The organism is Rhizobium lentis (assembly GCF_014200175.1).
In the GTDB taxonomy this organism is placed as follows: domain Bacteria; phylum Pseudomonadota; class Alphaproteobacteria; order Rhizobiales; family Rhizobiaceae; genus Rhizobium; species Rhizobium mulingense.
Map to the genome: position 1 here is coordinate 212629 of NZ_JACHBD010000007.1, position 25305 is coordinate 237933.

Below are 25305 nucleotides of genomic sequence, written 5' to 3' on the forward strand. Positions count from 1 at the left end.
TCACGAATTGCCGATCCGGCACAAATCGTTACGGGGCGCCTGGCGGTTCGGAGTTGGACCGGTGTCCATTCACGTCCGCCGCATTTCCTTCTTTTTATTGCGGCGCATCTCGTCTAGGTTTCTCCCGTCTCTCAGAAACAACAAGGGTGGTGTATGGCAGGTGAAACGGTTCTTGTGGTCGGCGGCGCCGGTTATATCGGCTCGCATACGTGCCTTGACTTGGCGAACAAGGGCTACAAGCCTGTCGTCTTCGATAATTTTTCCAACGGCCATCGCGAGTTCGTCAAATGGGGGCCGGCCGAGGAAGGCGATATTCGCGATCGCGCCCGGCTGGACGAGGTGCTCGCCACGCACAAGCCGGCGGCGATCCTGCATTTCGCGGCCTTGATCGAGGTCGGCGAATCGGTCAAGGATCCGGTTTCCTTCTATGAGAATAATGTGATCGGCACCTTGACGCTGCTTTCGGCGGCACAGGCTGCCGGCATCAACGCCTTTGTCTTCTCCTCCACCTGCGCCACCTACGGCCTGCCGCAGAGCGTGCCGCTCGACGAGACGCACCGACAGGTGCCGATCAACCCCTATGGGCGGACGAAATATATCGTCGAACAGGCGCTTGCCGATTACGACCAGTATAAGAGCCTGCGCTCAGTGGTGTTGCGTTATTTCAACGCCGCCGGCGCCGATTTCGAAGGCCGGATCGGCGAATGGCACCAGCCTGAGACGCACGCGATCCCGCTGGCGATCGATGCCGCGCTCGGCCGCCGCCAGGGCTTCAAGGTGTTCGGCAGCGATTACGAGACGCGCGACGGCACCTGCGTGCGCGATTATATCCACGTGCTGGATCTTGCCGATGCGCATGTGCGCGCCGTCGAATATCTCCTGAAGGGCGGAGAGTCCGTCGCGCTCAACCTCGGCACCGGTACCGGCACGACCGTCAAGGAATTGCTCGGCGCGATCGAGGACGTGTCGAACCGGCCGTTCCCGGTCGAATATATCGGCCGCCGCGAGGGCGATTCGCATACGCTGGTCGCCAATAACGACAAGGCGCGCGACGTGCTCGGCTGGGTGCCGCAATATGATCTCTCCGAGATCATCCGCTCCGCCTGGAACTGGCATGCAAGATCCAACCAGCATTGAAAAAGGCGCTAGACCGAACATTCTGCTGATAACTGCGGACCAATGGCGCGGCGATTGCCTGTCGGCCGCCGGTCATGCGTGTGTGAAAACGCCAAATATCGATGCGCTGGCGCGCGAAGGCACGCTGTTCCGGCGGCATTATGCCGGGGCTGCCCCCTGCTCGCCGGCGCGAGCGACGCTCTATACCGGCCTTTACCAGATGAACCATCGTGTCTGTCGCAATGGTTCGCCGCTGGATGCCCGCTTCGACAATCTGGCGCTGGCCGCCCGGCGGGCGGGATACGATCCGACGCTGTTCGGCTATACCGACACGGCGCCCGATCCGCGCGGCATGGATGCGGCCGACCCGCATTTGACGACCTATGAAGGCGTGTTGCCCGGTTTTACCGCACGCCAGCTTCTGCCCGAGCATGAAAAACAATGGCTCTCCTGGCTGAGGTCGCGTGGCCACACGCATGCAGTCAGCCGCGACATCCATATTCCCGTCGGTGCGCAAGCCGGCGAAATTTCCAATGCGGCGCCGGCCTATTCCCGCGACGAGACCCAGACCGCTTTCCTGGCTGGCGAATTCATCCGCTGGATGAGCGAGCAGGACGGGCCGTGGTTTGCGCATGTCTCTTTTTTGCGTCCGCATCCGCCGTTTTCCGTGCCGGAGCCATTCAACCGCATGTTCGGGCCGGGTGACGGACCGGCTTTTGCGCGCGCGACAAACGCTCAAGCGGAAGAGGCGAGTCATCCTTATCTCGCCTATGCCATGCCGCGCACCGGCAAGGGCAATTTCATTCACGGCGCCACCGGGCCGCTCAGCGGCTGGAATGGCGGAGATTTCGCTGCGATCCGTGCGATCTATTACGGCATGATAGCTGAGGTCGACGCGCAACTCGGCCGCATCTGGCAGGCGCTGAAGAGTGCGGGGGCCTGGGAGAAAACGCTTATCGTCTTCACTTCTGATCACGCCGAGATGGCGGGCGATCACTGGACGCTCGGCAAGGGCGGTTTCTTCGACGGCAGCTATCATGTTCCGCTTGTCATCCGCGATCCCGCAAGCAGTGCCGCAGGCGGGTGCGTCGACGATTTCACCAGCGCCGCGGATATTTTTCCGACATTGTGCGAAAAGCTAGGCACCGAGGCAAAAAACGGGCTCGACGGCCGGTCGCTCATGCCGTTCGTCAATGGCGGGAGCGAGCCGGGATGGCGGGATGCGGCGTTCTGGGAATTTGATTTCCGTGATATCGCCGCTGGCGAGGCGGAACGGCATTTCCGGTCGCGGTCCAACCAATGCAATCTCGCGGTGATCCGCGATGCGCGGTTCAAATATGTGCATTTTGCCGCACTGCCGCCGCTGCTCTTCAATCTTCGCGACGATCCGATGGAGCTCAACAATGTCGCGGAGGATCCGGCCTATGCGGCCATCCGGCTTGAATATGCCGAAAAGCTGCTGTCGCTGAGGGCGCAGCATCTGGATCAGACGCTTGCCTATACGGAGTTGACCGAAAAAGGGCCGGTGACGCGCCGGCCCTGATCTCTTTTACCCGAGATAATCACGCTTGCCGATCGGCGCACCCTGATTGCGCAGGATGGCGTGGGCGGTCGCCACGTGGAAATAGAAGTTCGGCAGCGCGAAGGTGGTGACATATTCTTCGCCCGGAAGCACGATGCCGCTGCTGCCGGGCAGGGTGATCTGGCGGCCTTCCACGCCTTCCAGCGCCTGCGCCGAAAATGTGGCGAGATAGGCTTCGGTCTTTGCCAGGCGCTCGCGCAACTCGTCGAACGTCTTTTCATTGTCTTCGAATTTCGGGGCGTCGGTGCCGGTCAGTCGAGCCAGGGTGAATTTGGCGCTGTCGCTGGCGCGCTGATACTGGCCGGAAAGCGGCAGCATGTCCGGCGCAAGGCGTGCAGCGACCAATATGGCGGGATCGACATTCTTTTCCCTCGCATAGGCTTCGGCCTTGTCGAGGTAGGTTTTCAGGCTGGCGAGGCCCCGCTGGAACATCGGAACGGTGAGGCGATAGATCGAAATGGACATCTGTCCTGTCTCCAAAATCTTCAAATAATCAGGCCGCAGCGAGAGATCGAGGGCGCCTGCGACGGTACACCTGCCTTCGACCCCTCATAGATGGAGGCTCCCTTGGGCTTCCGCAATGCAGCGAATGCAGGTGCCGGCATAAGGCACCGTGGCATCGCGCGCCCGGTCCATATCTCGTCGCCGCTAAAGAGGCTTGACGCCGTTCGCAGAAAATGGAATGAATATTCCGAAGAGCAGATTTTACGGTTTGTTTGTTCCGTTTTTACGGGACGCCGCGGGAGAGGCGGCACGAGCGAATTGCGGCTTCAGGGCAAATGCCTGGGGCTCCGGCGTGAGGAGGGTGCAGCCGGGCACCGTTTGTGGAGGAAGTAAAATGAAAAAGTTTATCCTGGGCACTGCGATGGCGCTCGTCATGTCGGCGGCCGCTCACGCAGAAACCGTCGGCGTCTCGATGGCGAAGTTCGACGACAACTTTCTGACCGTTCTGCGCAACGGCATGACCGATTACGCCAAGACGCTGAGCGGTGTGACGCTGCAGGTCGAAGACGCACAGAACGACGTTTCCAAGCAGCAGAGCCAGATCCAGAATTTCATCGCCTCCAAGGTCGACGCAATCATCGTCAACCCTGTTGATACCGATGCGACGACGGCAATGTCGAAGCTCGCCGCAGATGCCGGCATTCCGCTGGTCTATGTCAACCGTCAGCCGGTCAATGTCGACACGCTGCCGGACAAACAGGCCTTCGTCGCATCCAACGAGCAGGAATCCGGCACGCTGGAAACCAAGGAAATTTGCCGCATTCTCGGTGGCAAGGGCAAGGCCGTCGTCATCATGGGCGAACTTTCCAACCAGGCTGCGCGCATGCGCACCCAGGATATCCATGACGTCATCAAGACCGATGAGTGCAAAGGCATCGAGATCGTCGAAGAGCAGACGGCCAACTGGGACCGCACCCAGGGCGCCGACCTGATGACCAATTGGCTCTCCAGCGGCATCGAGTTCGACGCTGTCATCTCCAACAACGACGAAATGGCGATCGGCGCCATCCAGGCGCTGAAGGCAGCCGGCAAGGATATGAGCAAGGTCGTCATCGGCGGCGTCGACGCCACACAGGACGCGCTTGCCGCCATGCAGGCGGGCGATCTTGACGTGACCGTGTTCCAGGATGCCGCCGGCCAGGGCAAGGGCGCGCTCGATACGGCGCTGAAGATCGCCAAGGGCGAAACGGTCGAGAAGAAGGTCTATATTCCCTTCCAGCTCGTCACCCCTGAAAACGTCAAGGACTTCGTCACCAAGAACTGAGGCGAACGCCAAACGGGATGCGGGCTTTGTCCGCATCCTTTTCGCCTGCCCGTATCCGGAGGAGATGATATGGCCGTCAGCCCGACAACCATGGCCGCCGTGCGCGCAAGCGGCGCAGTTCCGAATGCGGAATATCTGTTGAGCGCCGAAGGTGTTCGCAAGGAATTTCCAGGCGTCGTCGCACTCGACGACGTGCAGTTCCGGCTGAAGCGCGCCTCCGTGCATGCGCTGATGGGCGAAAACGGCGCCGGCAAATCGACATTGATGAAGATCCTGGCCGGCATCTACACGCCCGATAAAGGCGATATCCGCCTGAAAGGGATCGAAATCCAGCTGAAATCTCCGCTCGACGCGTTGGAGAACGGCATTGCCATGATCCATCAGGAACTGAACCTGATGCCGTTCATGACGGTCGCGGAAAATATCTGGATCCGCCGCGAACCGAAGAACCGCTTCGGCTTCGTCGATCACGGCGTGATGCATCGCATGACCGAAGAGCTGTTTGACCGGCTCAACATATCAATCGATCCCGATATCGAGGTCCGGTATCTCTCCGTCGCAAACCGCCAGATGGTCGAGATCGCCAAGGCGGTTTCCTATAATTCCGACGTGCTGATCATGGACGAGCCGACTTCGGCGCTGACGGAGCGCGAGGTCGAGCATCTTTTCCGCATTATCCGCGACCTCAGGGCGCAAGGCATCGGCATCGTCTACATCACCCACAAGATGAATGAGCTTTTCGAGATCGCCGACGAGTTTTCCGTCTTCCGCGACGGCCGCTATATCGGCACCCATGCCTCGACCGACGTCACCCGCGATGACATCATCCGCATGATGGTCGGGCGCGAGATCACCCAGATGTTCCCCAAGGAAGAGGTGCCGATCGGCGAGGTCGTGCTCTCCGTCAAGGATCTCTGCCTCAACGGCGTCTTCCGCAATGTCTCCTTCGAGGTCAGGGCCGGCGAGATTCTCGGGGTGGCCGGCCTCGTCGGCTCCGGGCGGTCGAATGTCGCCGAAACGCTCTTCGGCGTGACGCCGGCAAGCTCCGGCTCAATCGAGCTCTACGGCAAGCCGGTGACGATTTCTTCGCCGACCGAGGCCATCCGCAACCGGATGGCGTTCCTGACCGAGGACCGGAAGGACACTGGCTGTCTGCTGATCCTCGATATTCTCGAGAACATGCAGATCGCCGTTCTGCAGGACAGATATGTCAAGGGCGGCTTCGTGCAGCAGGGCGCAATCGAGGCGACCTGCGAAGACATGGCGAAAAAGCTGCGGGTGAAGACGCCCAATCTGTACGAGCGCGTGGAGAATCTTTCGGGCGGCAATCAGCAGAAGGTGCTGATCGGCCGCTGGCTGCTCACCAATCCGCGAATCCTCATTCTCGACGAGCCGACGCGCGGCATCGATGTCGGCGCCAAGGCGGAAATTCACCGGCTGGTCACCGAAATGGCGCGAAACGGCGTGGCAGTCATCATGATCTCGTCCGAGATGCCCGAGGTTCTCGGGATGAGCGACCGCATCATGGTCATGCATGAAGGACGCGTGACCGGTTTCCTCAATCGCGATGAAGCAACGCAGATCAAGGTGATGGAGCTGGCTGCGCAGTGATGCGCCGTCTGCAATCGCCCAAGGGAGGTTTGACATGAGTACCAAGGCAGCAGAGGGCGCGGCTCCGCTCGCAACCCGGCAACGGCGGCGGCGCTTACCGACCGAGCTCAGCATTTTCCTCGTGCTCGTCGGCATAGCACTCATCTATGAAGCGCTCGGCTGGATGTTCATCGGCCAAAGCTTTCTGATGAATTCGCAGCGTCTGACGATCATGATCCTGCAGGTCTCGGTCATCGGCATCATCGCCGTCGGCGTCACGCAGGTCATCATCACAGGCGGCATCGATCTTTCATCCGGCTCCGTCGTCGGCATGACGGCGATGATCGCGACAAGCTTCGCCCAGTCCTCCACCTGGGGACGGGCAGTCTTCCCCTCGCTGACCGATCTGCCGGCTGTGGTGCCGATCATGGTCGGCCTGCTGATCGGGGCGGCTGCGGGTCTGGCGAATGGCGCACTCATCGCCTATACGAAAATCCCGCCCTTCATCGCAACGCTCGGCATGTTCGTGTCGGCCCGCGGCGTGGCGAAGTGGTATACCAAGGGACAGCCGGTTTCCGGCATCACCGAGCAGTTTCACTTCATCGGCACCAAGGCCTGGCCGGTCGTCGTCTTCCTGGTCGTCGCGCTGATCTTCCATATTGCGCTACGCTACACACGCTACGGCAAGTTTACGTATGCCATCGGCGCCAACCCGCAGGCGGCACGCGTTTCGGGCATCAACATCGAGGCGCATCTCGTCAAGGTCTATGTGATCGCCGGATTACTCGCCGGCCTTGCCGGCATCGTCACGGCAGCACGCGCCGAAACCGCGCAGGCCAGCATGGGCGTCGGATATGAGCTCGATGCGATTGCCGCGACCGTCATCGGCGGCACCTCGCTGACCGGCGGCGTCGGCCGCATCACCGGCACCGTCATCGGCACCATCATCCTCGGCGTCATGACATCTGGCTTCACCTTCCTCAGAATCGATGCCTATTACCAGGAGATCGTCAAAGGCTTCATCATCGTCGCGGCCGTTGTGATCGACGTCTACAGACAGAAGAAGCGCCGCAAGCACTGATCTCTGCCGGCATCATTCATGATTTTACGGGGGCTTCGGCCCCCGTTTACGTTTTCGCGCCGATGGCCGATTTTCAAAAAAAGAGATGGCGAATTCCGTCAGCTTTTCTATTCTGCCACTTCATTCGCCCGCCTGGGGCAGTGCAGGAAGACAGATGCAATTCGTATTTGACGGTCACAACGACGTTCTCCTTCGACTCTGGACACATTCAAAAGACGGCAGCGACCCTATCGCGGAATTTTCGGACGGCACGACGGTCGGCCATATCGATGCGCGCCGGGCGAAAGCGGGCGGTCTGTCCGGTGGTCTCTGCGCCATCTATATTCCATCGGGCGATCTCGTCTTCGCCAATCCGGATGCCGACGGCCGTTATGTCACGCCGATGGCCGACCCGCTTGATCCGCTTCCGTCCCTTGCGATCGCCACTGAAATGGCGGCGATCGCGCTGCGGCTCGACCAGGCCGGCGCTTGGCGTCTCTGCCGCACGGTCAAGGACATCCGCGGCGCCATGGCGGAGGAGATGTTCGCCGCGGTCATGCATATGGAAGGCTGCGAGGCGATCAGCGCCGACCTTTCGGCGCTCGAAGTATTCTATGCAGCGGGACTGCGATCGCTTGGCCCGGTCTGGAGCCGGCACAACGTCTTCGGCCATGGCGTGCCCTTCGCTTTCCCGATGTCGCCGGACACGGCGCCCGGCCTTACCGAGGCCGGTTTCGAGCTGGTGCGGGAATGCAATCGCCTCGGCATCCTGATCGATCTTGCTCATATCACCGAGAAGGGTTTCTGGGACGTGGCGAAGACGACGGATCAGCCGCTGGTTGCCAGCCATTCCAATGCGCATGCGCTGACGCCGGTCGCGCGCAACCTGACGGACAGGCAACTCGACGCGATCCGCGAAAGCCGCGGGCTTGTCGGGATCAATTATGCGACGGCCATGCTGCGTGACGACGGCCGCTCGGACAGCGACACACCGCTTGCCGATATGATCCGCCACATCGACTATCTGGTGAACCGCATCGGCATCGATTGCGTCGGTCTCGGATCGGACTTCGACGGCGCAACCATTCCGGAAGAAATCGGCGACGCGGCCGGCAATCAGAAGCTGATTGCTGCTCTCCGGGAGGTTGGATATGGTGAGGCCGATCTCACGAAACTTGCCCGTGAAAATTGGCTTCGTATTCTGGCGCAAGCTTGGCGGGAGGACCACGCCTAAAGTGCCGCGCGCCTCTGGACGCCCTGAAAAGGGACAATAGTTTTAATGGGATATGACTGACAAAACGCTTCGTAATCAATCAAGAACAGGGGAACAGACCATGATGATCGCCAAGCTCAGCCGCAATTTCCGCCTGCTTTCCGCAGGAGCCGCCCTTTCGCTCCTGATGATGGCGGCCCCCGCCGCCTTTGCCGAAACGCCCAAAGACACGCTGGTCGAGGGTTTTGCCATCGACGACATCATCACCATGGATCCCGGCGAAGCCTTCGAGCTTTCGACCGCCGAAGTCACTTCCAACACCTATAGCCTCCTCGTTCGTCTCGACCTCAACGATACGTCCAAGGTGAAGGGCGATCTCGCCGAAAGCTGGACCGTTTCCGATGACGGTCTCACCTATACGTTCAAGCTGAAACCCGGCCTGAAATTCGCCTCCGGCAATCCGATCACCGCCGAAGATGTCGCCTGGTCGTTCGAGCGCGCCGTCAAGCTCGACAAGAGCCCCGCCTTCATCCTCACCCAGTTCGGCCTGACCGGCGACAACGTCACCGAAAAAGCCAAGGCGGCCGATGCCAATACGTTCGTCTTCACGGTCGACAAGGCCTACGCGCCGAGCTTCGTGCTCAACTGCCTGACGGCGACGGTTGCTTCCGTAGTCGACAAGAAACTGGTGCTTGACCATGTGAAGGCGGTGACGCCCGATGCCGAGCACAAATACGACAATGATTTCGGCAATGAGTGGCTGAAGACTGGCTACGCCGGTTCCGGCGCCTTCAAGCTGCGCGAATGGCGGGCTAACGAAGTCGTCGTGCTGGAGCGCAACGACAATTATTACGGCGACAAGCCAAAGCTCAATCGTGTTATCTACCGCTATATGAAGGAAAGCTCGGCCCAGCGGCTGGCGCTCGAAGCAGGCGATATCGACATCGCCCGTAACCTCGAGCCCGGCGACATCGACGCCGTATCCAAGAAAGCCGATCTGGCGACGACCAGTGCGCCGAAGGGCACGATCTACTACGTCAGCCTGAACAACAAGAATGAGAACCTGAAGAAGCCGGAAGTCCAGGAAGCCTTCAAATATCTGGTCGACTACGATGCGATCGGCGCAACGCTGATCAAGGGCATCGGCGAGATCCACCAGACCTTCCTGCCGGAGGGCCAGCTCGGCGCGCTCGACGAGAACCCCTACAAGCTCGATGTCGGCAAGGCCAAGGAACTGCTGGCCAAGGCCGGCGTCCCGGACGGATTCTCGGTGACCATGGACGTGCGCAACACCCAGCCGGTGACCGGCATTGCCGAATCGATGCAGCAGACGCTGGCGCAGGCCGGCGTGAAGCTGGAGATCATTCCTGGCGACGGCAAACAGACGCTGACCAAATATCGTGCCCGCACCCACGATATCTATATCGGCAATTGGGGTTCGGACTATTTCGATCCGAATTCCAATGCCGATACGTTCACCAGCAATCCCGACAATTCCGACGCCGGCACGGTGAAGACGCTCGCATGGCGCAATGCCTGGGAGTCGCCGGAGCTCGACAAGCAAGCCAAGGCGGCGCTGCTGGAACGTGACGGTGAGAAGCGTGCGGCCATGTACGAGGATATTCAAAGGAAGTTCCTCGCCGACAGCCCCTTCGTCATCATCTTCCAGCAGACCGAAGTGGCAGGCTACCGCAAGAATTTGAAGGACTTCAAACTGGGTCCGAGCTTCGATACCAATTTCGTCGGTCCGATTGCCAAGGAATGATCCGGCAGGATTGGTCGCTTGAGCACCATTGAAACAACACAGGTGGCGGCACGGCCCCGCAAGGGCGGTGCCAGCACGCTCGCCAAGGCGATCGGGCGGTTCCTGTTCGCCGCCGTCACCACCTATCTTGGCCTTTTGGCCGTCACCTTCTTTATCGGCCGCGTCGTGCCGATCGATCCGGTGCTCGCCATTCTCGGCGACCGCGCGCCCACCCATGTCGTTGAGCGTGTGCGCCGGGAAATGGGCTTTAATCTGCCGCTCTATGAGCAGTTTTACATCTATGTCAAAGGCGTGCTGTCCGGCGATTTCGGCAATTCGGTGCTGACGACCAACCCTGTGATGGTCGACATCCGCCGCGTCATGCCGGCGACGATCGAGCTTGCCACACTTGGAACGTTGATCGGCGCCTGCGTCGGCGTGCCGCTCGGCGTTCTCGCCGCCGTGCGTCGCGGCAGCATCGCCGACCAGGCGGTGCGCGTCATCGGCCTGATCGGCTACTCGGTGCCGATCTTCTGGCTGGCGCTGATCTCGCTCGTCATCTTCTATGCGCAGCTGCGCTGGGTGGCCTTTCCCGGCCGCATCGACATCGTCTTCGAATATACGTTCACGCCGATCACCGGCTTCTACCTCCTCGACAGCGCCTGGCAGGGGCAATGGGACGTCTTCTACGACGTCTTCCGCCACATCATCCTGCCCGCCTCGCTGCTCGGCTATTTCTCGCTCGCCTATATCAGCCGCATGACTCGCAGCTTCATGCTGAACGAGCTGTCGCAAGAATATATCGTTGCCGCGCGCGCCAAGGGGCTTTCGGAAACGCGGGTGATCTGGGGCCATGCGCTGCGCAACGCCGCCGTGCCGCTCGTCACCGTCATCGCGCTTTCCTATGCCGGCCTGCTCGAAGGATCGGTGCTGACCGAGACCGTCTTCTCCTGGCCGGGCATCGGGCTCTACATCACCAACTCGCTGCAGAATGCCGATATGAACGCCGTGCTCGGCGGCACGATCGTCATCGGCACGGTTTTCATCGCCATCAATCTTCTGTCCGATCTTCTCTACCGGACGCTCGACCCGAGGACGCGAAACCGATGACGGCTCCCGCCAGCCCATCGCCGACGATGAGCCGCCGCGACTGGCTGCTGTCCGACCGGCCGCAATCGCGGATGCAGGCGCGCCTCGGCCGCGCCTATGTCACCTGGCGGCAGTTCACCGCAAACCGGCTTGCCGCCGTCGGCCTGCTGATTATCGTGGCGCTGCTTTTCATCGCTGCCTTCGCCGATATCATCGCCACACACAATCCCGTCGTCGGCGATCTGCGCAATGCCCGGCTGCTGCCGCCGGGAACGGGTGAATTCCTGCTCGGCACCGACGACCAGGGCCGTGATATCCTTTCGCGGCTGATCTACGGATCGCGTTTGACGCTGCTGGTTGTCGTGCTCGTCGCCGTCATCTCGGCGCCGATCGGCCTGATCGTTGGCACCGTCTCCGGTTATGCCGGCGGCTGGGTGGATTCGACGCTGATGCGCATCACCGATATTTTCCTCGCCTTTCCGAAGCTGGTTCTGGCGCTCGCTTTCGTCGCCGCGCTCGGCCCCGGCATCCAGAACGCGATCATCGCCATCGCCATCACGTCCTGGCCGCCCTATGCCCGGATCGCGCGCGCCGAAACGCTGACGGTCCGGCGGTCCGACTATATCTCCGCGGTGAGGCTGATGGGCGCCTCGCCGCTGCGCATCATCGTGCGCCATGTGATGCCGCTCTGCATTTCCTCGCTGATCGTGCGCGTGACGCTCGACATGGCCGGCATCATCCTGACGGCCGCCGGCCTCGGCTTCCTGGGCTTGGGCGCGCAACCGCCGCTGCCGGAATGGGGCGCGATGATCGCTTCGGGCCGGCGCTTCATCCTCGATCAATGGTGGGTGGCAGCGATGCCCGGCATCGCCATCCTCATCGTCAGCCTCGGCTTCAATCTGCTCGGCGACGGCCTGCGCGACGCACTCGATCCGAAGGAGAGCGGCCGGTGACGACGCTTCTGACGGTCGACAGGCTCAAGGTCAGCTACCCCACGCGCACCGGCATGATCGAGGCCGTGCGCGACGTCTCCTTCACGCTGGGCAAGGAAAGGCTCGGCATCGTCGGCGAATCCGGCTCCGGCAAGTCGCAGACCGGCCGGGCCATCATGGGCCTGACGCCGAAACACGGCATCGTCGTGGCCGACAGGCTGGATTTCAGCGGTATCGATCTCCTCAAGGCCTCGGCCGGGCAACGGCGCAGGCTGCGCGGCAAACGCATCGCCATGATCCTTCAGGATCCGAAATATTCGCTCGATCCTGTGATGACGATCGGCCGGCAGATCTGCGAAACGCTGCGCACACATGAAAGGGTCGGCAAAGCGGAGGCGCGCGAGCGCGCGCTCGCCATGCTGGAGGCCGTGCAGATCCGCAATCCGAAACGCGTCTTCGACCTGCATCCGCACGAAGTTTCGGGTGGCATGGGGCAGCGGGCGATGATCGCCATGATGCTGATCGCCGGGCCGGAGCTGCTGATTGCCGACGAGCCGACTTCGGCGCTCGACGTGACGGTGCAGCTCGATGTGCTCAGAATCATGGACAGGCTGGTATCGGAGCGCGGCATGGGATTGATCTTCATCTCCCATGATTTGAGACTGGTCTCCTCTTTCTGCGATCGGGTCATCGTCATGTATGCGGGAAAGATTGTCGAGGAGCTTGCGGCCGCCGATCTCAAACATGCGCAGCATCCCTATACGCAAGGACTGTTGAATTGCATGCCCGAGATCGGCGCGAACCGCCATCCGCTGCCGGTGCTCGACCGCAGGCCGGAGTGGGCGGCATGAGCGCTGCGCTCCACGTCGACAATCTCAGCGTCGTCTACGATCAATTTCACGCGCTGAAGGATGTCAGCATCGATGTCGAACGCGGTGAATCCTTCGGTCTCGTGGGCGAGTCCGGTTCGGGCAAATCCACCTTGTTGCGCGCCGTGGCCGGACTTGCGCCGATCAGCGGCGGCGCGATCCGCGTTGACGGCGAAGCATTGAAAGGCGCAAAGCGCAGCAAGGCCTTTTATCGGCGTGTGCAAATGGTCTTCCAGGATCCCTATGGTTCGTTGCATCCGCGTCAGACGATCGACCGGCTGCTGCTCGAACCGCTTGCGATTCACGGCATCGGGGACAACGACAGGCGCATCGCGCGGGCGCTCGACGAAGTCGGCCTCGGCAATGGCTTCCGTTTCCGCTACCCGCACCAGCTCTCCGGCGGCCAGCGGCAGCGTGTGGCGATCGCCCGGGCGCTGATCGTCGAACCGTCGATCCTGCTGCTCGACGAGCCGACATCGGCGCTCGACGCCTCGGTGCAGGCGGAGGTGTTGAACCTGCTCGAGCAGATCCGCCGCGACCGCAAACTCACCTTCATTATGGTGAGCCACGATCTCGGTGTGATCACCCATATGTGCGATAGGCTCGCCGTGATGCGCAATGGCGCCGTTGTCGAACGATTGAGCTCGCAAGCGCTGGCAAAGGGCGCGGTCCAGGAGGACTACACGAAAAATTTGATGATCGCGAGCAAAGGCTTCGTCAAAGCCTGAAAGGCAATCATTTCAAACTATTGAATAGAAACCAGCTGCGCTGCCGTTAAGGATAATGTTTCGTTAAAAGACGACCATTCAGCTAGACTATTGACAGCTGCCCTGCTTCTGTCATGATCCCGTTAACGATTGTTAGCTTTCGTGATCGATGGAGGTCAAGGCATGTTCTTTCTCGGTGGGATGACCATGGGCTACCTCGATCCTCCCGCCAGAGCCGAACGCAAGGAACAGGTGACGGTCTCCATGCCTGCGGAAAACGACCGGCGCCTGATCGAGGCCTCCAACCCGCCCCAGAACGAGGCCGCCGTCGAGCGCTCGCTGATCTGGGCATGGCGCACGCTCTTCTAAGAGCTGGGTGAATTTTCTCTTCCGCTCCCTCTGGATGGAAATTTATCTCTACCTACCTGATAGGGAATACGAAATATAACAGCGAGCCGCACAACCGGCCGCACGAGAACAACGGAGGCGACATATGGCAGAACTGGGTATTTCGCATACTCACGTGAACCACTATGGTTCCGTACCGACCAAGAAGCCGCACGCCATGCGTCACAGGCTTCAGACGGTGCTCCATGGGACAATCTTCACCGCGGCATTCCTGTTCGTGGTAGCCATGGTCTTCGGCGTCGTTGGATAGTCGGCATAACAAGCCTCGGCAGGCGCCGGGGCTGCGGCTGCCGCCTTTATTGAATGCCGGACACTGTCTCGGCGTTTCAAGCCCCTTGATCATCCCTCTCCCCTTATCACGCGTTCGAAAAGAGCGCCGTCTCACGCACTCATGCGGCGCATTTTTGCTCCCGTTAATGCATGTCTCCCGGAAGTGTGCAGCGGTTCCGGGAGACATGCATTAAAACAAAGAGCTAAAGCGCGTTGCGTGAATTAAATTTGATGCGACGCGCTTTAGGTCTGGCCGGGTTCAAGTCGACGCACGCCCCGGTCGGACACCGTAAGCAGGCGAACAAGTCGCTCAAAGACAGACGAAGATCCGGAAAATTCTTCCTCTGCGCCTGCCTCGCCGCAACCGGGCGCCGGCATGCTCGCCATCCCCCGCCGCGCAAGCGCAGCAGTCAGGCGGCGCATGCCTCTTGACTTGAATTGTCCCGATGGTGTCCAACTTTTCGACATGGTTTTGCGGAGAGTGTATTGATCGCCCTCTGTCCTGGACCAGGGCTGCGCCGGGTTGCATCACTTGCCAGACGTCATTCACTCCGGCTTCATCGATCTTCGACGAATCGGAGCCCGTTCATGTAGCAGTCATGATAAGCAGTGCAAAAGGCTGAGCAAAACCAGCCATAACTTTGTTTGGATCCAGAACCGAACCCATGTCTATTGCCATTCTTTCTCCGAGCCTTCCTCGCGAACCCGAGATGAAGCAGATCGATCACAATGATTCGATCCGCTCGACCTATCTTTCCATCGAGGACATCAAGGCGATGGGCGATGCAGTCGCCCGTAACGGCGTCGACAAGCTGCCGGCTTTCGCCCCTTTCGATTTCTTCGCACGCCACAAGGAAAATCAGAAGGAAATCCTGCGCGTCTATCGCACGACGGCGACGGATGTCGAGGCCGGCGAGACGATCACGCCGGCGGCGGAATGGCTGCTCGACAACCATTATATCGTCGAAGAGGCAATTCAGGAGGTGCGGCGTGACTTCCCCCGCCGCTTCTACCGCGAATTGCCGACCATGTCTGTCGGCGGAGTCGAGATTCCGCGCACTCTGGTGCTTGCCTGGCTCTACGTCGCTCATACCCACAGCACGATCTCGCAGGAAAGTCTGACGGCGCTGGTCGACGGCTTCCAGGCCAGCGAGACGCTGAGGATCGGTGAACTCTGGGCGCTGCCTTCGCTGGTCCGCTACGTGCTCGTCGAAAACCTTCGCCGTATTTCGAGCCGTGTCGAAGCCAGCCGCCGGCTGCGCCGCCGCGCCAACGAGGCCGCCGACGAGCTGGTGCGCCTGACCGATCCGGCCAGGGCGGCCGCCTATCTGAAGACGCTGGAACCGCTGGCCGAGGACAACACCTTCTCGACGCAGTTCCTCTATCGCCTGCGTGACGGCTCGCAGACCTCGAGCCTGGCGATCACCTGGCTCGACGCGCGGCTGGAAGAGCTTGGCCGCAACACCGAAGAGGCGACGACGGCCGAACACAGCCGTCTCTCCTCCGGCAACGTGACGATGGGCAACATCATCCGCAGCCTGCGCGAGATCGACGACACCGAATGGTCGGTCTGGGTCGAGCAGGTCAGCCATGTCGACAAGCTGCTCTGGGAACATTCGGATTACGGCATCCTCGATTCCGGCTCGCGCAACAAATACCGCAAGCAGATTGAGAAGCTCGCCAAACGTTCGCCGTTGACCGAGATGGAAATCGCCCAGCTGGCGCTCGATATGACGAATGCCGCCAAGGCCTCGGGCGAGGCGCAGCCGCATGAACCGAATGTCGGCGGCTTCCTGTCCGGCACGCAGCGGCCGAAGCTCGAGGCGCGGGCGAATTACCGCCCGACGATTACCCAGCATTTCGTGCGCGCCGTGCGCCAGTTCAACTGGCTGGCAATTGCCGTTCCCGTCATGCTGCTGACTGTTATTGCCATGGCTGTTGTCGGCAAGTTCATGGCGAATGCCGGCATGGGTCCGATCGAAATCGCCGTGCTGCTGATCATGTTCTCGCTGCCGGCATCGGAGGGGGCGACGGGTCTCTTCAACACGCTGCTTTCCTTCTTCGTGACGCCGGCGCGTCTCGTCGGCTACGAGTTCAAGGAGGGCATTCCGGAGGATGCGCGCACGCTGCTCGTCGTGCCCTGCCTGATCTCGAACCGCGACAGCGTCGACGACCACGTGCGCAATCTTGAGGTCCACTATCTCGCCAATCCGCGCGGCGAGATCTATTTCGCGCTGCTCAGCGACTGGCCGGACAGCGATGTCGAGGAGACGCCCGCCGATCTCGAGGTTCTCGACTATGCAAGGCGCGAGATCGCCAATCTCTCCGCCCGCTATGCCTATGACGGCAAGACGCGTTTCTACCTGTTGCATCGCCGCCGTCTCTACAACGCCTCGGAAGGCGTCTGGATGGGCTGGGAGCGCAAGCGCGGCAAGCTGCACGAGCTGAACATGCTGCTGCGCGGCGACCGCGACACGACCTATCTGCCGGGCGCCAATGCCGTGCCGGCCAATGTGCAATATGTCATGACGCTCGATGCCGACACGCGCCTGATGCGCGACGCCGTCACCAAGCTCGTCGGCAAGCTCTATCATCCGATCAACCGCCCGGTCATCAATCCGAAAACCGGCCGTGTCGAAAGCGGCTACGGCGTGCTGCAGCCGCGTGTCACGCCGTCGTTGACGACGGGCAAGGACGCCTCGGTCTTCCAGCGCGTCTTTTCGATCAACCGCGGCCTAGATCCTTATGTCTTCACGGTTTCCGACGTCTATCAGGATCTCGCCGGCGAGGGCACCTTCACCGGTAAGGGCCTCTACCATGTCGATGCCTTCGAAGCCTCGCTGAGGGGCCGGATCGACGAGAATTCCGTCCTCAGCCACGATCTTCTCGAAGGTTCGATGGCGCGCTGCGCCCTCGTCACCGATCTCGAGCTGGTCGAGGATTTCCCGATCCGCTACGAGGTGGAGACCTCGCGCCAGCATCGCTGGGCGCGCGGCGACTGGCAGCTCCTGCCTTATATGTTCAATCCGAAATACGGCGTCACGGCGCTCGGCCGCTGGAAGATGTTCGACAATCTGCGCCGTTCGCTGACGCCGATCGCCTGGTTCTTCGCCTCCGTGCTCGGCTGGTATTTTATGGGCCCGCTCGGCGCGCTCGTCTGGCAGATTCTGCTGATCTTCTGCCTCTTCGTGGCGCCGACGCTGTCGCTCATCAACGGCATCATCCCGCGCACCAGCGATATCATCGCCCGCGCCCATCTCTATACGGTCTGGTCGGATATCACGGCCGCCAATGCGCAGGTCGCATTGCGGATCGTCTTCATTGCCGATTCGGCCGCCATGATGGCGGATGCGATCGGCCGTTCGCTCTACCGCCTGTTCGTCAGCCGTAAGATGATGCTGCAGTGGCGGACCGCCGCCAGCGTTCAGGCCGGCGGGCAAGGCACCCTCGCCTCTTATTACAAGCGGATGTGGCATGCGCCTGCGCTGGCGCTGCTGGCGCTTGGTTTCGCAGCCCTTCCCGGCGACAACGCCTTCCTGGTCGGCATCCCCTTCGCGCTGCTGTGGATCCTCTCGCCTGTCGTCGCCTGGTACGTCAGCCAGTCGGCCGAGACCGAGGACCGGCTCGAAGTCGCCGACTCCGTGTCGAGCGAGTTGCGCAAGATCGCCCGGCGCACCTGGCGCTATTTCGAGACCTTCACCACGGCCGAGCAGAATTATCTGCCGCCGGACAATATCCAGGAAACGCCGCATGTCATCGTCGCGGCCCGCACGTCGCCGACCAATATCGGCGTCTATCTGCTTTCCGTCGTGTCCGGCCGGCATTTCGGCTGGTTCTCCTTCGAGGAGACGCTCGAGCGGTTGGAGCAGACGATTGCCACGATCGACAAAATGGAGAAATTCCGCGGCCATCTGTACAACTGGTATCACAGCGATACGCTGCAGACGCTGGGGCCGCGTTACGTCTCGGCGGTCGACAGCGGCAATCTCGCCGGCCATCTGATCGCCGTTTCTTCGGCCTGCCGCAACTGGGCCGAGGCGCCGTCGGCCCATATGCAGGGCAATCTCGACGGTGTCGGCGATACGGCAGGCATTTTGGGCGAGGTGCTGGCGGATCTGCCGGATGACCGCAAGACCGTGCGCCCGCTGCGCCGGCGCCTGGAAGAGCGCATTGTCGGCTTCCAGAACGCGCTTGCCGCCGTCAAGCGCGAGCACGAATTCGCCTCAATCCGCATCATCAACCTCGCCGTTCTCGCCCGCGACATCGAAAAACTCGCGGCCAATCTCGACCACGAGGTCAAGTCGAAGCAGAGCGAAGAGGTCACCCAATGGGCGGCATCTCTCGTCAAGGTCTGCGAGGCGCATATCTCCGACAGTACCTTCGACCTTTCCAAGGTCGACGCGCTCCGGCCGCGGCTGGTGGCGCTGCGCGATAAGGCCCGCGATCTCGCGTTCTCGATGGATTTCGGCTTCCTGTTCCGGCCGGAACGGCGCCTGCTGTCGATCGGCTACCGTGTCGAAAGCGGCGAACTCGACCAGGCCTGCTACGATCTGCTGGCTTCCGAATGCCGCCTGACCAGCCTGTTCGGCATCGCCAAGGGCGACCTGCCGACGGAGCACTGGTATCGCCTCGGACGCCAGGTGGTGCCGGTGGGATCGCGCGGCGCGCTGGTCTCCTGGTCCGGCTCGATGTTCGAATATCTGATGCCACCGCTCGTCATGCAGGAGCGCGGCGGCGGCATCCTCAACCAGACCAATAATCTGGTTGTGGTCGAGCAGATAAACTACGCCCGCAAGCTCGGTATTCCGTGGGGCATTTCGGAAGCGGCCTTCAACGCCCGCGACCATAACCTCAATTATCAATACACGAATTTCGGCGTGCCGACGCTCGGTCTGAAGCGTGGCCTCGGCCACAATGCCGTCATCGCGCCCTATGCTTCGCTGCTCGCCAGCCAGTACGACCCGCAGGGCGCACTCGAAAATCTGCAGCGGCTGCGCAAGGTCGGTGCGCTCGGCAAGTTCGGCTTCCACGACGCGGTCGACTTCACGCCGACGCGCGTGCCGGAAGGCAAGAAATGCGCGGTGGTCTACAATTATTATGCCCACCATCACGGCATGTCGATTGCCGCCGTCGCCAACGTCGCCTTCAACGGCCATCTGCGCGAGCTCTTCCATTCCGACCCGGTCATCGAGGCGGCGGAGCTTCTACTGCAGGAAAAGGCGCCGCGCGACATTCCGGTCATGAGCGGCAAGCATGAATCGGACACGCCGGCCAGCATCCAGGACGATCTGCTGCGGCCGGAGATCAGGAAGATCAACGATCCGGCGTCGCGCGACCGCGAACTCGTATTCCTGTCGAACGGCCATTACTCGCTGATGCTGACGGCGACGGGCGCCGGCTATTCCCGCTGGAATGGTCTTTCCGTGTCCCGCTGGAAGGCCGATCCGACCGAAGACCGCTGGGGCACCTTCATCTTCCTCCGCGATACCGCCACCAACGAATGGTGGTCGGCGACAGCAGAGCCGAAGGGGGTCGAGGGCGAAAAGATCAAGGTCGAGTTCGCCGACGAAAAAGCGCAGTTCACCAAGACGATTGGTGACCTGACGAGTGAGGTGGAGTGCATCATCGCGACAGAGCATGATGCCGAGGCTCGCCGTGTCACCCTGCTCAACATGGGCACGGAAGATCGTTTCATCGAAGTCACATCCTATCTCGAACCGGTCATCACCTCGGATGATACCGACAATGCGCATCCGGCCTTCGCCCGCATGTTCATCAAGACCGAGATCGGCAAGCGCGGCGACGTCATCCGCGCCGAACGCAACAAACGCGATCCGAATGAGCCGAACATCAGCATCGCCCATCTGATCGTCGACAATGCCGGCGACACCCGTCATACGGAATTCGAGACTGACCGGCGCAAGTTTATCGGCCGTGGCCGCAGCCTCGCCGATGCGGCGGCCTTCGATCCGGGTGCCACGCTTTCCGGCAGCGACGGCTTCACGCTCGACCCCGTCATGTCGCTGCGCCGCACTGTGCGTGTGCCGGCCGGCAAAAAGGTCAGCGTGTTCTTCTGGACGATCGCCGCTCCAAACCGCGACGAGGTCGACAAGGCGGTCAATCGCTACCGTCATCCCGACGCCTTCAACCATGAGCTCGTCCAGGCCTGGACGCGCACGCAGGTGCAGATGCGCCACGTCGGCGTCACCTCTCAGCAGGCGGCAGCCTTCCAGCATCTCGGACGCTACCTCGTCTATCCCGACATGCAGCTGCGCAAGGATGAAGCGACCGTCGAGGCCGGCCTTCAGTCGCAATCGGCGCTGTGGCCTTTGGCGATCTCCGGCGATTTTCCGATTTTCACGTTGCGCGTCAACGACGACATGGATCTCGACATTGCCCGCGAGGCCCTGCTGGCACAGGAATATCTGCGCTCGCGCGGCGTCACCGCCGATCTCATCATCATGAACGAACGTGCCTCTTCCTACGCACAGGACATGCAGCACGCGCTCGACGCCATGTGCGAGAACGTGCGCCGCATCGGCCAGGCCGACGGATTGCGTCAGCATATCTTCGCGGTTCGAAAGGATCTGATGGAGGAGAGCACCTATCGTGCGGTGATCGCGGCTTCCCGCGTCACCCTGCATGCGAAGAACGGCAAGGTGGTCGACCAGATCAACCGCGCCGTCGCCCTGTTTGCACCGTCGAAGGATGAACTGCAGGAGATGGAGCGCGCTGAGCGCAACAAGGCTTCGGTCAAGCGTGTCGCGCCGGTGCCGCCGCCTGTCGTGCCGGCCGTCGTCATCGAAGAGGAAGGCGATCTCGACTTCTGGAATGGCATCGGCGGGTTTGCCCGAGACGGCCGCGAATATGTCGTTCGCTTGCCCGGCGGTCATGCAACGCCGCAGCCCTGGATCAACGTCATTTCCAATGACAGGTTCGGCTTTCACGTGTCGGCCGAAGGCGCAGGCTTCACCTGGAGCGTCAATTCGCGCGACTACCAGCTGACCTCCTGGTCGAACGATGCCGTGGTCAACCGTTCGGGGGAGGCCTTCTATCTCGCCGACCTCGACAGCGGTGCGGTCATGACGCCGTTCGCGGCGCTGTCGCGCCGGCCGGACATTCGTTTTGAAGCCCGCCATGGGCTCGGCTATTCGGTCTTCTCAAGCGTCCAGCACGAGATCGCACTGGAGCTGACGCAGACGATCGCTCGCGACAAGCCGGTCAAGCTGCAGCGTCTGCGCCTGCGCAATACCGGCTCGACCGGTCGCAAGCTACGGCTCTACGGTTATGTCGAATGGGTCCTCGGCAACAATCCGGCACGCACTGCACCCTTCATCCTGTCGAGCCATGATGAGGAGACGGGAGCGCTGTTCGCCACCAATCCCTACAGCATCGATTTTTCCAACCGAACCGCCTTCTTCGCGGCGAGCGAGACGCCTTCGAGCGTCTGCGCAAGCCGGCGCGAGTTCATCGGCAAGGCGGGAACGATCCAGGCGCCGCAGGCCGTTACGTCAGCGGCTGCTCTTTCGGGTGCGACCGAACTCGACGGCGATCCGGCCGCGGCTCTGGCTATCGACATCGAGCTTAACGCCGGCGAGGAGCGCGACTTCACCTTCTTCCTCGGCGATATGCCGACGGAAGAAGAAGCGCGCGACGTCATCGCCGATATCCGCAAGGCTTCGTTCGATGACGCCGTCGAGGCAAACCGCAGCTTCTGGCGAGATTTCACCGGCAGGCTGCAGATCTCGACGCCGGATCGCGGGATGAACAATCTCGTCAACACCTGGCTGCCCTATCAGAGCCTCGGCTGCCGGATCATGGCCCGCACCGCCTTCTACCAGGCAAGCGGCGCCTTTGGCTTCCGAGATCAGCTGCAGGACACGCTGGCCTTCCTGCTGCACGAACCCTCGATCGCCCGCCGGCAGATCCTGAACGCCGCCTCGCGCCAATTCCGCGAGGGCGACGTCCAGCATTGGTGGCTGCCGGGAACGGGTGCCGGCGTCCGCACGATGATCTCGGACGACGTCGTCTGGCTGAGCTATGCGATCCATCACTATTGCAGCGTCACCGGTGACAAGAGCGTGCTCGACGAGGAAATTGCCTTCCTGGAAGGCCCGGCGCTTCTCGAGGGACAGCATGACTCGTTCTACAAGCCGGAGATTTCCGAGGATAAGGCGAGCGTCTACGAACATGCGGCGCTGGCACTCGATCTCGCCATCGCCCGCAAGGGGGCTAACGGCCTGCCGCTGTTCCTCGGCGGCGACTGGAACGACGGCATGAACCGCGTCGGCATCGCCGGCCGCGGCACCAGCGTCTGGCTCGGCTGGTTCCTGGCGGGTGCATTGCGCAACTTCATTCCCTATGCCGAAGAGCGCGGCGACACGGCGCGCGCAAAGCGCTGGACTGCACATCTCAAGGACTTGAAGAAGGCGCTCGAAACGGCGGCGTGGGACGGCGGCTATTATCGCCGGGGCACGTTTGACGATGGCGCGCGGCTCGGTTCCAAGGAAAGCCCGGAATGCCGGATCGATTCGATCGCGCAGTCCTGGAGCGTTCTGTCCGGCGAGGGCGACCCGGCCCGCGCTGTCAAGGCGATGGACGCCGTGCTCGATCAACTGGTCGACGAGGAAGCCCGCATCATCCGGCTGTTCACGCCGCCTTTCATCAATTCCGCCAGGGATCCCGGTTATATCAAGGCTTATCCGCCGGGCGTGCGCGAAAACGGCGGCCAATATACCCATGCCGCGACCTGGGTGGTGATGGCGTTGGCGGAGCTCAAGCGGGGCGACGATGCCTTCCGCTGCTTCCAGATCCTCAACCCGATCACCCATGCGCTCGACAAGGCTTCGGCCGAGCAATACCGGGTCGAACCCTACGTCGTGGCCGCCGACGTTTATGGACATGAGCCTTATACGGCGCGCGGCGGCTGGACCTGGTACACCGGCTCGGCCGGCTGGCTCTACCGGGCTGCCGTCGAGGGCATTCTCGGTATCCGGCTGAAAGACGGCCGGCTTTATGTGCGTCCGTCGCTCCCGTCTGAATGGGACGGTTTTGCGGCAGAGGTGGAGCGGGGCGACGGCAAATACCGCATTTCGGTCTCAAAAGCGTCCAATGCCAGCGGCTACACTCTGTCGATCAACGGCAGCGAAATCGCCGATCCCGAAGAGGGATATCCGCTCGGATAAAAGCGTTTCTCCACGCAGACATCACGGCGATTCGCGAACGGCCAAAAGGGAACCCTTTTGGCCGTCGTCGCGTTTGCAAAATCGGATAACAGGAGACACCCCATGGCAAGCACGCTGACCGAAGCCATCGGCGCCGAGCGCAGTTCTCTATCCGTAGCTGCGCCAGGGCGCGATACAAGGCTTGACGTGCTGCGTGGCCTCGCCCTGATCATGATCTTCATCAATCATGTTCCCGGGCAATTCTTCGAATATGCGACGACGAAGAATTTCGGCTTCTCCGATGCCGCCGAGGCCTTCGTGCTGATATCTGGCATTGCCGTCGGCCTTGCCTACGGATCCCGCTTTCAGCCGGGCAACCGGCTCAGAATGGCGATCAAGGCGGCAAAGCGGGCCTTTACGCTCTACCTCGCCCATATGATCACGACCTTCATGACGCTGGCGCTGTTCATCTGCGGCGCCTGGCTGTTCCACCGGCCCGGACTGCTTGTCGAAATCAATATTCTAGCGGTTCTGATGAACCTCAAGGAAGGTATCCCGGCGCTGCTCCTGCTCGGCCACCAGATCGGCTACAACAATATCCTGCCCATGTACGGGGCGTTGCTGCTGATGGTGCCCATCCTCCTTCTCCTGAACGAGCGAAGCCCGCTATTGGCGCTTGCCGTCTCGGGCGCGGTCTGGCTGCTCGCCGGCATTTATCAGGTGGCGCCGCACAACATGCTGATCGAGGGCTATTGGTTCCTCAATCCGCTGTCCTGGCAGTTCCTGTTTTCGATCGGCATTGTCTCGATCCTGCATATCAAGCGCGGCGGCCGGATTCCGCGGCACCCGCTATTGCTTGGGGTCGCCGCCGCTTACGTCGTGCTGTCCTTCGTCTGGGTGACAGGTCATCTCTGGATTTTCGGCAACTCGCTGGCAGCGCTTGGCCTGCCGCCTGTTATCACCGGTTTCGACAAGACCTTCCTGTCACTGCCGCGGCTGCTGCATGTGCTGGCGCTGACCTATCTGATTATCAGCATCCCCGCATTCTCCCGCATCCTGCGGCGTCCCGCGGACCATCCGCTGACGATCCTCGGCCGCCATTCGCTCAACATCTTTGTCGCCGGCACGATCCTCGCCATGGTCGGCCAGGTGGTGCTCTACATCACCAACAAGGATCCGCTGGTCGGCCCGATCTTTGTCATCGCCGGCATTGCGACGCAATTCACCTATGCCTACTATCTCGAACACAAACGTCAGCTGGGCAAGGTCAAGCGCAAGCTCGTCACCGAGGCTGCCGCCGTCCCGGTGCCCGTGCGGATCGGTGGAGCGGCAAACACCTATCGCCGCACCAATCGGCAATAGCAGCCAGCCTTGCCTGGATATAACTGAGCCGGCGAGCCATGCCCGCCGGCTCAGTTTTTGTGAACGAGGATGTTCACCAGCCTGCCCAGGGGATCGCGGGCATAAAAGCGCCTGACGCCCCAGGGCTCGTCCACCGGGCCGTATTCGATCGGAAAACCGGCGGCCGACATCGCCGCGAAAGCAGCATCCAGATCGTCGACTTCGATCGAGAGGTCCGGCACCGGCGTGCCGGAGCCGCCTTGGCTGGCGACGCTCACCTGAACATTCATAGGCCTCGCGGCGCCGAAGGTGGTGATCCAGCCGTGATCCATGACAACGTCGAGACCCAGGATATCCTGATAGAATCGCCGCGCCGGCGTGGTGTCGGGTGCCGCAATATTGGCGACGATCCGCAGGACCTTCATGGTCTTTCCCTCCGATGCTTGGACAAG

The 25305-nt window shown here is 61.5% G+C and carries 17 protein-coding genes; 15 read left to right on the forward strand and 2 right to left on the reverse strand.

Annotated elements, in window-relative coordinates:
- The first annotated feature begins 153 nt into the window (after positions 1-153).
- Positions 154-1137: a UDP-glucose 4-epimerase GalE gene (galE, locus tag GGI60_RS18290; protein ID WP_183917475.1), complete on the forward strand. Its 984-nt coding sequence runs from the start codon at positions 154-156 to the stop codon at positions 1135-1137.
- Entirely contained in the window at positions 1115-2659 is a 1545-nt protein-coding gene (locus tag GGI60_RS18295) for an alkaline phosphatase family protein (RefSeq protein WP_183917477.1), read from the forward strand. Before galE ends, GGI60_RS18295 begins: the two co-directional genes overlap by 23 nt.
- Positions 2660-2665: 6 nt before the next feature.
- Here the strand turns inward: GGI60_RS18295 and GGI60_RS18300 are convergent, their stop codons facing one another.
- Positions 2666-3163, reverse strand: coding sequence for a DUF1993 family protein (locus tag GGI60_RS18300; RefSeq protein ID WP_183917479.1), 498 nt, complete (start codon positions 3161-3163; stop codon positions 2666-2668).
- A gap of 373 nt (positions 3164-3536) precedes the next feature.
- On the opposite strand from GGI60_RS18300, the gene GGI60_RS18305 reads away from it, so the two are divergent.
- The 13 genes from GGI60_RS18305 to GGI60_RS18365 all read left to right on the forward strand — a co-directional run bounded on the left by GGI60_RS18305 (position 3537) and on the right by GGI60_RS18365 (position 24874).
- On the forward strand, positions 3537-4466 hold the full coding sequence (locus GGI60_RS18305) for a sugar ABC transporter substrate-binding protein (protein ID WP_183917481.1): 930 nt from the start codon (positions 3537-3539) through the stop codon (positions 4464-4466).
- Between the two features lie 69 nt (positions 4467-4535).
- Positions 4536-6077 carry a sugar ABC transporter ATP-binding protein gene (locus GGI60_RS18310; protein ID WP_183917483.1) on the forward strand — a complete coding sequence of 514 codons (1542 nt, stop codon included), beginning with the start codon at positions 4536-4538 and terminating at the stop codon, positions 6075-6077.
- A gap of 34 nt (positions 6078-6111) precedes the next feature.
- Positions 6112-7137 (forward strand): ABC transporter permease, encoded by a 1026-nt coding sequence (locus tag GGI60_RS18315; protein ID WP_097580528.1) that lies wholly within the window; start codon positions 6112-6114, stop codon positions 7135-7137.
- A 154-nt stretch (positions 7138-7291) separates the two neighbouring features.
- The gene (locus GGI60_RS18320; RefSeq protein WP_183917485.1) at positions 7292-8350 is read left to right on the forward strand and encodes a dipeptidase; all 1059 of its coding nucleotides are present in this window, start codon (positions 7292-7294) and stop codon (positions 8348-8350) included.
- Between the two features lie 100 nt (positions 8351-8450).
- Complete coding sequence (locus GGI60_RS18325; protein ID WP_183917487.1) at positions 8451-10094, forward strand: ABC transporter substrate-binding protein; 1644 nt, start codon at positions 8451-8453, stop codon at positions 10092-10094.
- Positions 10095-10112: 18 nt separating this feature from the next.
- Positions 10113-11183, forward strand: coding sequence for an ABC transporter permease (locus GGI60_RS18330; protein WP_183917489.1), 1071 nt, complete (start codon positions 10113-10115; stop codon positions 11181-11183).
- Positions 11180-12115, forward strand: coding sequence for an ABC transporter permease (locus tag GGI60_RS18335; RefSeq protein ID WP_183917491.1), 936 nt, complete (start codon positions 11180-11182; stop codon positions 12113-12115). The genes GGI60_RS18330 and GGI60_RS18335 overlap by 4 nt, the downstream gene beginning before the upstream one ends.
- Positions 12112-12945: an ABC transporter ATP-binding protein gene (locus tag GGI60_RS18340; RefSeq protein WP_183917493.1), complete on the forward strand. Its 834-nt coding sequence runs from the start codon at positions 12112-12114 to the stop codon at positions 12943-12945. Before GGI60_RS18335 ends, GGI60_RS18340 begins: the two co-directional genes overlap by 4 nt.
- Positions 12942-13691 (forward strand): ABC transporter ATP-binding protein, encoded by a 750-nt coding sequence (locus tag GGI60_RS18345; RefSeq protein WP_183917494.1) that lies wholly within the window; start codon positions 12942-12944, stop codon positions 13689-13691. The genes GGI60_RS18340 and GGI60_RS18345 overlap by 4 nt, the downstream gene beginning before the upstream one ends.
- Positions 13692-13853: 162 nt before the next feature.
- A complete protein-coding gene (locus tag GGI60_RS18350) occupies positions 13854-14039 on the forward strand; it encodes a hypothetical protein (protein WP_183917496.1) in 186 nt (61 codons plus the stop codon).
- Between the two features lie 124 nt (positions 14040-14163).
- Positions 14164-14328 (forward strand): hypothetical protein, encoded by a 165-nt coding sequence (locus tag GGI60_RS18355; RefSeq protein ID WP_183917498.1) that lies wholly within the window; start codon positions 14164-14166, stop codon positions 14326-14328.
- 685 nt (positions 14329-15013) lie between these two features.
- Positions 15014-23533 (forward strand): GH36-type glycosyl hydrolase domain-containing protein, encoded by an 8520-nt coding sequence (locus tag GGI60_RS18360; RefSeq protein ID WP_183917500.1) that lies wholly within the window; start codon positions 15014-15016, stop codon positions 23531-23533.
- Between the two features lie 102 nt (positions 23534-23635).
- Complete coding sequence (locus GGI60_RS18365; RefSeq protein WP_183934844.1) at positions 23636-24874, forward strand: OpgC family protein; 1239 nt, start codon at positions 23636-23638, stop codon at positions 24872-24874.
- A gap of 50 nt (positions 24875-24924) precedes the next feature.
- Here the strand turns inward: GGI60_RS18365 and GGI60_RS18370 are convergent, their stop codons facing one another.
- On the reverse strand, positions 24925-25278 hold the full coding sequence (locus tag GGI60_RS18370; protein ID WP_183917504.1) for a VOC family protein: 354 nt from the start codon (positions 25276-25278) through the stop codon (positions 24925-24927).
- Between the last annotated feature and the right edge of the window lie 27 nt (positions 25279-25305).